This is a genomic window from Larkinella soli (assembly GCF_003703975.1).
In the GTDB taxonomy this organism is placed as follows: Bacteria; Bacteroidota; Bacteroidia; order Cytophagales; family Spirosomataceae; genus Larkinella; species Larkinella soli.
In genome coordinates this window covers 249,539-257,338 of sequence record NZ_QTJY01000012.1, presented here as the reverse complement: position 1 = coordinate 257,338, position 7,800 = coordinate 249,539, and the positions used below count along the sequence as shown (strand labels likewise).

Annotated in this window: 5 protein-coding genes; 2 read left to right on the top strand and 3 right to left on the bottom strand. The window is 58.1% G+C overall.

All coding sequences use genetic code 11. The annotated features are described in order from the left end of the window. Positions 1-73: 73 nt before the first annotated feature. The 3 genes from DX909_RS20630 to DX909_RS20620 all read right to left on the bottom strand — a co-directional run bounded on the left by DX909_RS20630 (position 74) and on the right by DX909_RS20620 (position 4,915). Complete coding sequence (locus tag DX909_RS20630; protein WP_128547100.1) at positions 74-1,717, bottom strand: M1 family metallopeptidase; 1,644 nt, start codon at positions 1,715-1,717, stop codon at positions 74-76. 43 nt (positions 1,718-1,760) lie between these two features. After that, positions 1,761-3,959 carry a S9 family peptidase gene (locus DX909_RS20625; RefSeq protein ID WP_128547099.1) on the bottom strand — a complete coding sequence of 733 codons (2,199 nt, stop codon included), beginning with the start codon at positions 3,957-3,959 and terminating at the stop codon, positions 1,761-1,763. Between the two features lie 89 nt (positions 3,960-4,048). Continuing rightward, positions 4,049-4,915, bottom strand: coding sequence for an AraC family transcriptional regulator (locus DX909_RS20620; RefSeq protein ID WP_128547098.1), 867 nt, complete (start codon positions 4,913-4,915; stop codon positions 4,049-4,051). 158 nt (positions 4,916-5,073) lie between these two features. On the opposite strand from DX909_RS20620, the gene DX909_RS20615 reads away from it, so the two are divergent. Together DX909_RS20615 and DX909_RS20610 are read left to right on the top strand one after the other, a co-directional pair. Further along, positions 5,074-5,985, top strand: a complete 912-nt coding sequence (locus DX909_RS20615) for a dihydrodipicolinate synthase family protein (protein WP_128547097.1) — start codon at positions 5,074-5,076, stop codon at positions 5,983-5,985. A gap of 13 nt (positions 5,986-5,998) precedes the next feature. Then, positions 5,999-7,795, top strand: a complete 1,797-nt coding sequence (locus tag DX909_RS20610) for a DUF885 domain-containing protein (protein ID WP_128547096.1) — start codon at positions 5,999-6,001, stop codon at positions 7,793-7,795. Positions 7,796-7,800 lie beyond the last annotated feature (5 nt).

Below are 7,800 nucleotides of genomic sequence, written 5' to 3'. Positions count from 1 at the left end.
AAGCATCGCTTCGGACGCTTTTTTTATGCCCTTCTGTTCTGCATCTCTTGCTTCAACTTCCTGTTTTCGCATCTTACTTAACCTGACGGGTTAGTACATAGTAATTCAGATCACTGGCGAGTGCTTTCGCTCCCTTTAATTTTAATAATTGCCAGTTGGTCGTTGGTTTGAGCAATTGGTAGGGGCCGGTGGAGTTCAGGCAGACTCGAACCGGCATGTTGAACCCGTCGACGCAGTTGACCCAACGATACCGGATTCCCTCCCCGGTTAGCTGGTATTCCAATGTCGGTAGGCGCGTGTCCCGCAGGTATTGGTCAAAAACCTTACTGAAATCCATGCCTGCCTGCTGACTGATATACTTCTCGATCTGCCGGCCCGTGACGGTCTGGTGGTAGAAAGTCAGGTTCATTCCTCTCAAAATCTGGCGCCACCTGGCATCGTTCCCAATGACCTGCCGCATGGTATGCAGCATATTTCCTCCCTTATAATACATATCGCCCGAACCGGAATGATTGACGTTATAGACGCCCACAATCGGGCGGTCGTTGCGGATCAGCGCCCTGCAGCCGGTTACATAAGCCGCTCCGGCTTCCTTTCCGTAATAAAATTCCGTGTACAGATTTTCCGCGTAGTTAGTGAAGCTCTCATGTACCCACATATCGGCAATATCCCGGTAGGTTATGTTGTTGGCGAACCACTCATGGCCCGATTCATGAACAATAATAAAATCCCAGCGCAGTCCGATCCCGGTTCCTGAAAGATCTTTTCCCCGATATCCGTTCCGAAAAGCGTTCCCGTAGGTGACCGAACTCTGGTGTTCCATTCCCAGATAAGGCACATCGACCAATTTGTAACCGTCCTCATAAAACGGATAAGGTCCGAACCAGTATTCGAACGCCTTCAGCATCGGTTTAACCTGCTGGAATTGCCTCCGGGCCGAATCCAGATGTTCCGGAAGGGCGTAAAAGTCGAGAGAAAGTCGCCCTTTTTCGCCCTGAAGAGTATCGGACCAGTGGACGTACTTTGCTATGTTGACGTTAACGCCGTAGTTGTTGATCGGATTGGCGACAAACCAGTCGAACGTATGCGTTCCGTCCGGGTGTTCGGTTACTTTTCGCAGCTTCCCGTTCGATACGTCCGTCAGGTCGTTCGGAACGGTGACGCTGATGAGCATGCTGTCAGGTTCGTCGTACATGTGATCTTTACAGGGCCACCACGAACTGGCCCCCAGGCCCTGACAGGCGGTGGCGATGAACCAGTTGCCCTCCCTGTCCCGCTTCCAGACGAAACCGCCGTCCCAGGGCGGGCGTTTGGCTACCCTGGGCTTTCCGCCATAAAACACCGTCAGTGACTCCGTCCGGCCGGGCGTCTGCTTTTTCTTTAAAGTTACAAACCAGGCATTGCCGTCCTGGCGGAAAGCCAGTTCCTCGCCGTCCTGCGTAATCTTCTGAATGTGAAGCGGTCGCTGGAGGTCTACCTGCATGACCTGGGCGGGTTGAAGCACTCGGTATCGGATGGTCGTGCTGCCGCCGATGCTGCTATCGGCCGGGTTGATCCGGACCTGCAGGTGGTAAAAGGCCAGGTCCCACCAGGCGCGTTCGGGCGTAATCGAACCCCGCAGCGTATCATCCCGGGTGAAAGTATACCGCTGTGCTGAACCCGAAACGGCAGAAAGCAGACCAATGGACAGCAGAAAGAAGGATTTAAGAATTTTCATGGGGTCGATGATGCCGTTTCGGCGGTAAGCAATAAACGAAAAATTACCTCGGACCGGGAGGGCAGTGTTGAAGCAGATACCTGGTATACAGCGTTTTCAGATGTTGCGTCGTGCCTTCACCTTCCGATATGCCGTGCGTCCGGTTGGGATAGGGCATCACCTGAAACTGTTTGTTGTGTCGGATCAATTCATTGATCAACACTTCCGCATTGGAATAATGGACGTTGTCGTCGCCGGTGCCGTGAATATACAGCAGGTTTCCCCGCAGGTTCCGGGCGTAGGTAATCGGCGAGCCGGCCACGAAGTCCTCGCGGTTTTCCTGAGGCAGGCCCATATACCGTTCCTGATAGATGTTATCGTAAAAAAGCTGGTTACCGACGGCGGCAATGGAGATGCCGGTCTTATAAATTTCCGGATACTGAAACAGCAGGTGCAGCGTCATTGAGCCGCCCCCGCTCCAGCCCCAGACCGCCACCCGGCTTGTGTCCAGATACGCATGCTGCTGAAACAGTTTTTTGGCGCCCATCGCCTGGTCCCGAACATTGATTCGGCCGATCTTCCGGTAAATGGCCTTCCGCCAGGCTGCCCCTTTCAGGCTGGGCGTTCCCCGGTTGTCGAGGGCGATGTAGAAATACCCGGCTTTGGCCATATCGCCGTCGAAAAGAAAATTGTTTCCGGCCGAAAAGACGTCGTTGGTCGTCGTGGAGGCCGGTTCGCCGTAAACGAAGAAAACCGCCGGGTACTTTTTCGTACTGTCAAAATCGGCGGGTTTCAGCAGCCAGCCGTCGAGCGTAACGCCGTCGTCGGTCGTCACCTTAAAAAATTCTACATTCCGGGTGGTCGAAGATGCGCCCGGTGGCCGGGGCACCTCCCGCACCGTCTGGTGGGCCGGAAGCCTCACCCAATTCGTAACCGGTAAGCTGGTATGGCTGTTGAAGGAATGCATGGCAAACCGCCCGCCGGGGGAAATATCGTACGTGTGCGTACCGGGCCGGCCGGCCGGCGATAAACGCTCAAGCTTGCCTTTTCCGTCGAGCCGCGTCCGGTACAGATACCGCTGGGTAGGGTTGTCCGGCGAAGCCATAAAGTACACGTATCGGTTAACCTCGTCGATGGCGCTGAGGGTAGCCACGTCGTAATTGCCCGGGGTGAGCAGGGTTTCCTTTTTGCCGTCGCGGCTGATCTGGTACAGATGCCGCCAACCGTCTTTTTCCGATACCCACAGGAACGATTTGCCGCCCTGGAGCCACTCCCAGCCCCCTGGGTCCCCGCCGTTCCAGGCTTCTTTGGTATCGATCCAGGTGTCGCTGTTCTCCCGGTAAATCGGGGTCGCCGAACCGCCCGAAGCACCGGCCACCAGCAGGACGCTCTGATTCTGCTTTCGGTTCAACTGCTGGATAATCAATTCATTCGAGGAAGGAAACCATTCCATCCGAACCAGATAGTGCTGCTGCGGATCACCCGGAATGTCCAGCCACCGCGTAGGACCTCCGGTTATGTCGACAATGCCGATCCGGGCCGGAGAAGGTGACTGACCGACTTTCGGATATTCGACCGGCACGACGTAGGAATAGACCGAATCCGTGGTGTTGAGCATCAGATAATCGCGGATGCCGGTGGCATCGACCTGCCAGTAGGCGATCTGTTTGCCGTCCGGACTCCAGCGGAAGCCGTCACGGCAGCCGAACTCCTCCTCGTAGGCCCAGTCGAAGGTGCCGTTGATCCGCTTCCGGGTGCCGTCGGTGGTCAGTTGGGTGGTTTTGCCGGTCGCCAGGTTCTCGACGTACAGGTTACTCTGGCTCACATAGGCAACCGACGACCCGTCCGGGGATAACCTGGCGAACAGCAGCGACTGCGCCGGCCGGTCTTTACCGATCTGCCGGAGCTGGTTGTTCCTGCGGTTCAGCAGGTAATAATCCCCCCGGGTATTGTAGCGCCAGACCCGGGCGGTATTGGTGAAAATCAACACGACGGAAGAATCGCGGCTAAAAGAAAAACCGTTCACCGTCAATGGTTTGGCACTTTCGGACGGAGTCAAACGGTCCGAAGAGACCAACACGGTTTCCTGCCCGCTCACCACATCCGTCCGGACGATATTTCCTTTACTGACGGACAGAAAACCGGCTCCGTCCGGGGACCATCGAATCCCGCGAAGGCGGAACTGGGCGTTTAGCGTTATGGAAAAAAGCAGAAAGCAGGCAAGAAGAAAGGCGGTGTGGGACAGGCGGTTACGGATCTTCATAGATTAGGATTAAAGGAGAAGTGAAGTTGAAAAACGGCGGCTTTTGTTGCTGTACGAAGGTTGACGGGTTTTGGTATATTTTTGACGGTTTAGCGATTGACGGTCTTCATATAGCGGCCGGGCGTAAGACCGGTGATGGTCCTGAACTGGCGGTTAAAATTGGATAAGTTGGTATAGCCGCAGGAAAAGGCGATCTGCCCGACCGGCAGCGTCGATTCCTGCAAAAACCGGCAGGCCTGCTCCACCCGCACCTCATTGAGAACCTGCGTAAACGTTTTCCGGGTATGGAGTCGGAAAAACCGGCAAAACGCGCTGGGTGTAAGGTGGGCCACCCCCGCTACGTCCTCTAAGGTAATCGGTTGGTCGTAATTTTTCAGGAGAAAGGTAAAAACGTTGTCGAGCCGCTGGTGATCGTCGGGGCGCCGGGGCTGTTCGTAGGCGGTTATGGAAAGCACCTCGCGCTGCGGTTCGGCAGACAGATGGTCCAGCACCGTCAGCAGGGTCATCAACTGCTCGAAAGGCCGGGCCGACGGCAGCCGTTCCAGTTGCCGGACCACCGGATCGTCCGGGCCGTAACGGACCCGCACCCCATGCCGCGCTTCCCGGAACAACTGCGTCAGATGGGCCATTTCGGGCATTCCGAACAGCGAACCTTCCAGCGGCTCGAAGCGAAACAGCACGGAGTGGGCCAGCACGCGACGGGTGGAGCCGGACATAAAATAATCGGGGTCGTTGCGCAGCACGTGCGGCAGATTGGCCCCCAGCAGCAGCACATCATACGGACGAAACCGCTCGATGCGGTCGCCGACCACCTGCGTTCCGACGCCCTCGCGAATGAGCGTCAGTTGCAGTTCCGGATGAAAATGCAGCCGGTCGTAAAAGTGAGGGCCGTCGTCGATCTGAACCCGGAACGAGCGGTCGTTGACGGTGGGAACCCGGAACAATAGGGGCTTCATCTGGTACAGGATTGGTCGGTTTGTTGATGTCGGACTGCCAAATTAGCAAAAAAAGTATCAGAACTTGTCAAGCCGGGTAAAGGAAAACCGTTCGAAAAAAGAGAACTTTGTCTTACTGGCAATTTCTTCATTATTCACTCTGACGATTTCTAAGCACCATGACGACTGCGGTTCGCTGGGAGGGTGTCTACCCGGCCCTTCTGACTCCCTTCACGGCTGACGATCAGCTGGACCTTCCCCTTTTCGAAAAGAACCTGCGGGCGCAGCTCGACGCAGGCGTTCACGGCCTGATCATTGCCGGGTCGCTGGGTGAGGTCAGCACGCTGGAAGGCGCGGAGAAGCTGGCCCTGCTGGAAACGGCCCGCGAAACGGCCGCCGGCCGGGTGCCCGTGATCATGAACATCGCCGAAGCCTCCACCCGCGAAGCCGTCCGCTGCGCCCGCGAAGCCGAAACCCACGGCGCCGACGGCCTGATGCTGCTGCCGCCCATGCGGTATTTTGCCGATGCTCGTGAGACGATTGCCTATTTCCGGGCCGTGGCTGAAGCCACCCCGCTGCCGATCATGATCTATAACAACCCCGTCGATTACAAGATCATGACCACGGTGGCCATGTTCGAGGAACTGGCGGTGCTGCCCAACATCCAGGCCGTGAAGGAATCGACCCGCGACCTGACCAACATCACCCGGATGCGGAATGCATTCGGCGACCGGTACAAACTGCTGTGTGGGGTGGATACGCTGGCGCTCGAAGCCCTGCTGACCGGCGCCGACGGCTGGGTGGCCGGGCTGGTGGACGCCTTCCCGGACGAAACCGTGGCCCTTTACGAGCTGGCCCTGGCCGGGCAGATCGAAGCCGCCCGCAGCCTGTACCGCTGGTTTATGCCCCTGCTCGAACTCGACATCCAGCCGAAACTGGTTCAATACATCAAGCTGGCGGCATCGGCGACGGGCATCGGCTCCGAAATGGTCCGTGCCCCGCGTCTGCCGGTGACGGGCGAGGAGCGCGAGCGGGTGATGCAGATCATCCGGACCGCCCTGGCCAACCGCCCCGCCCTGCAACTCTCCTGAACCGTTTTTCGTCATGGTACGACGGCTGCTGGTTCTACTCATTCTCCTGACGGCGGGGGCTTTGGCCCCGGTGCCTGTCTGTGCCCAAACCGCAAAAACCGCGGCTCCGGGCCTGAAAGCCGTGCTGGCGGCCTATGACCAGTTTCAGAAACGGGAGTTTCCGAACGAGGCCACGGGCCGGACGGCCTTTCCGCTGGGTTCCTTCACGGAAGCTGATTTCGAGCGCCGGAACGCCTTCTTCCAAGAGCAATTGCAAAAACTGAAGCAAATCGATCCGGCCTCGCTTTCGCTGGACGGCCGGATCACGCACCAGTTGCTCCGGTTCGTCTTTACGGAGGAGGTGGACAGCTATCGCTTTAAAGCTTATCTGAACCCGATTCTGGTGGACGACGGCTTTCATATCGCCTTCGCCCGTCTGGCTTCCGGCCGGTTTTCGTCCGTCCGGGAGTACGACGCCTACCTGCGCAAACTCCGGGCGTTTCCGGCCTACGTTCGTCAGCATATCGATCTGATGCGCAGGGGCCTGGCGCTCGGCATTGCACAGCCGGCCGTGATTCTGGAAGGCTATGAAACCACCTGGCAGCCGCACATCGTCGAAAAACCGGAGGAAAGTGTTTTCTGGGCCGCCTTCGAGCGGATGCCGGTCACGGTGGCTGAACCGGACCGCAGCCGCCTGCTGGCCGAAGGGCGCCGGGCCATTGCCGACAGCGTCGTGAACGGATACCGCCTGATCAAAACGTTTTTCGAAACCGAGTACCTGCCGAAAGCGCCCCGGACCGTCGGGGTTTCGCACTGGCCGCAGGGGAAGGAATATTACGAAGAGCGGGTACGGTATTTCTCCACGCTGCCCATGACCGCCCGGCAGGTGCACGAACTGGGCCTGAAGGAGGTAGCCCGCATCCGGAGCCAGATGGACAGCCTCATCCGGAAAGTCGAGTTCAAAGGATCGTTCAAGGAGTTTCTGAACTTCCTGCGGACCGACCCCCGCTTTTACGCCCGGACGCCCAGAGAACTGCTGAAAGAAGCTTCCTTCATCGCCAAAGCCGCCGAAGCGAAGCTCCCCGCTTTTTTCGGGAAACTGCCCCGGCAGCCGTTCGGGGTGGAGCCGGTACCGGATTATCTGGCGCCCAAGTATACGGCCGGGCGCTACAGCCCGGCCCCCGCCGGCAGCCGCAATGCCGGTTTTTTCTGGGTCAATACCTACAATCTGAAAAGCCGCCCCCTGTACGTGCTCGAATCGCTGGCGCTGCACGAGGCCGTGCCGGGTCACCACCTCCAGATTGCGCTGACGCAGGAAATGACCGACCTGACGCCTTTCCGCCGGCGGCTGTACGTCAATGCTTTCGGGGAGGGCTGGGCGCTCTATACCGAATATCTGGGCCGGGAGATGGGTTTCTACCAGGACCCATACGCCGACTTCGGGCGGCTGACCTACGAAATGTGGCGGGCCTGCCGGCTGGTGGTCGATACGGGCCTGCACGCCTTCGGCTGGACCCGCGACCAGGCGCTGAATTACCTGACCGAAAATACCGCCCTCTCCCTGCTGGAATGCCGCACGGAAACCGACCGCTACATTTCCTGGCCGGGACAGGCCCTTTCCTACAAGATCGGCGAACTGAAGATCAGGGAGTTGAGGGCTAAGGCCGAGAAGGCGCTCGGCACCACCTTCGACATCCGCGAATTTCATGATACGGTGTTGTCGCAGGGAACGCTGACGATGCCGGCGCTCGAACTGCTGATCGACGACTATATTCGCCGGAAAACCAAACCCACGGCCGCCGGCCGGCTTTCGACCGGATCATCCCACTGAACGAG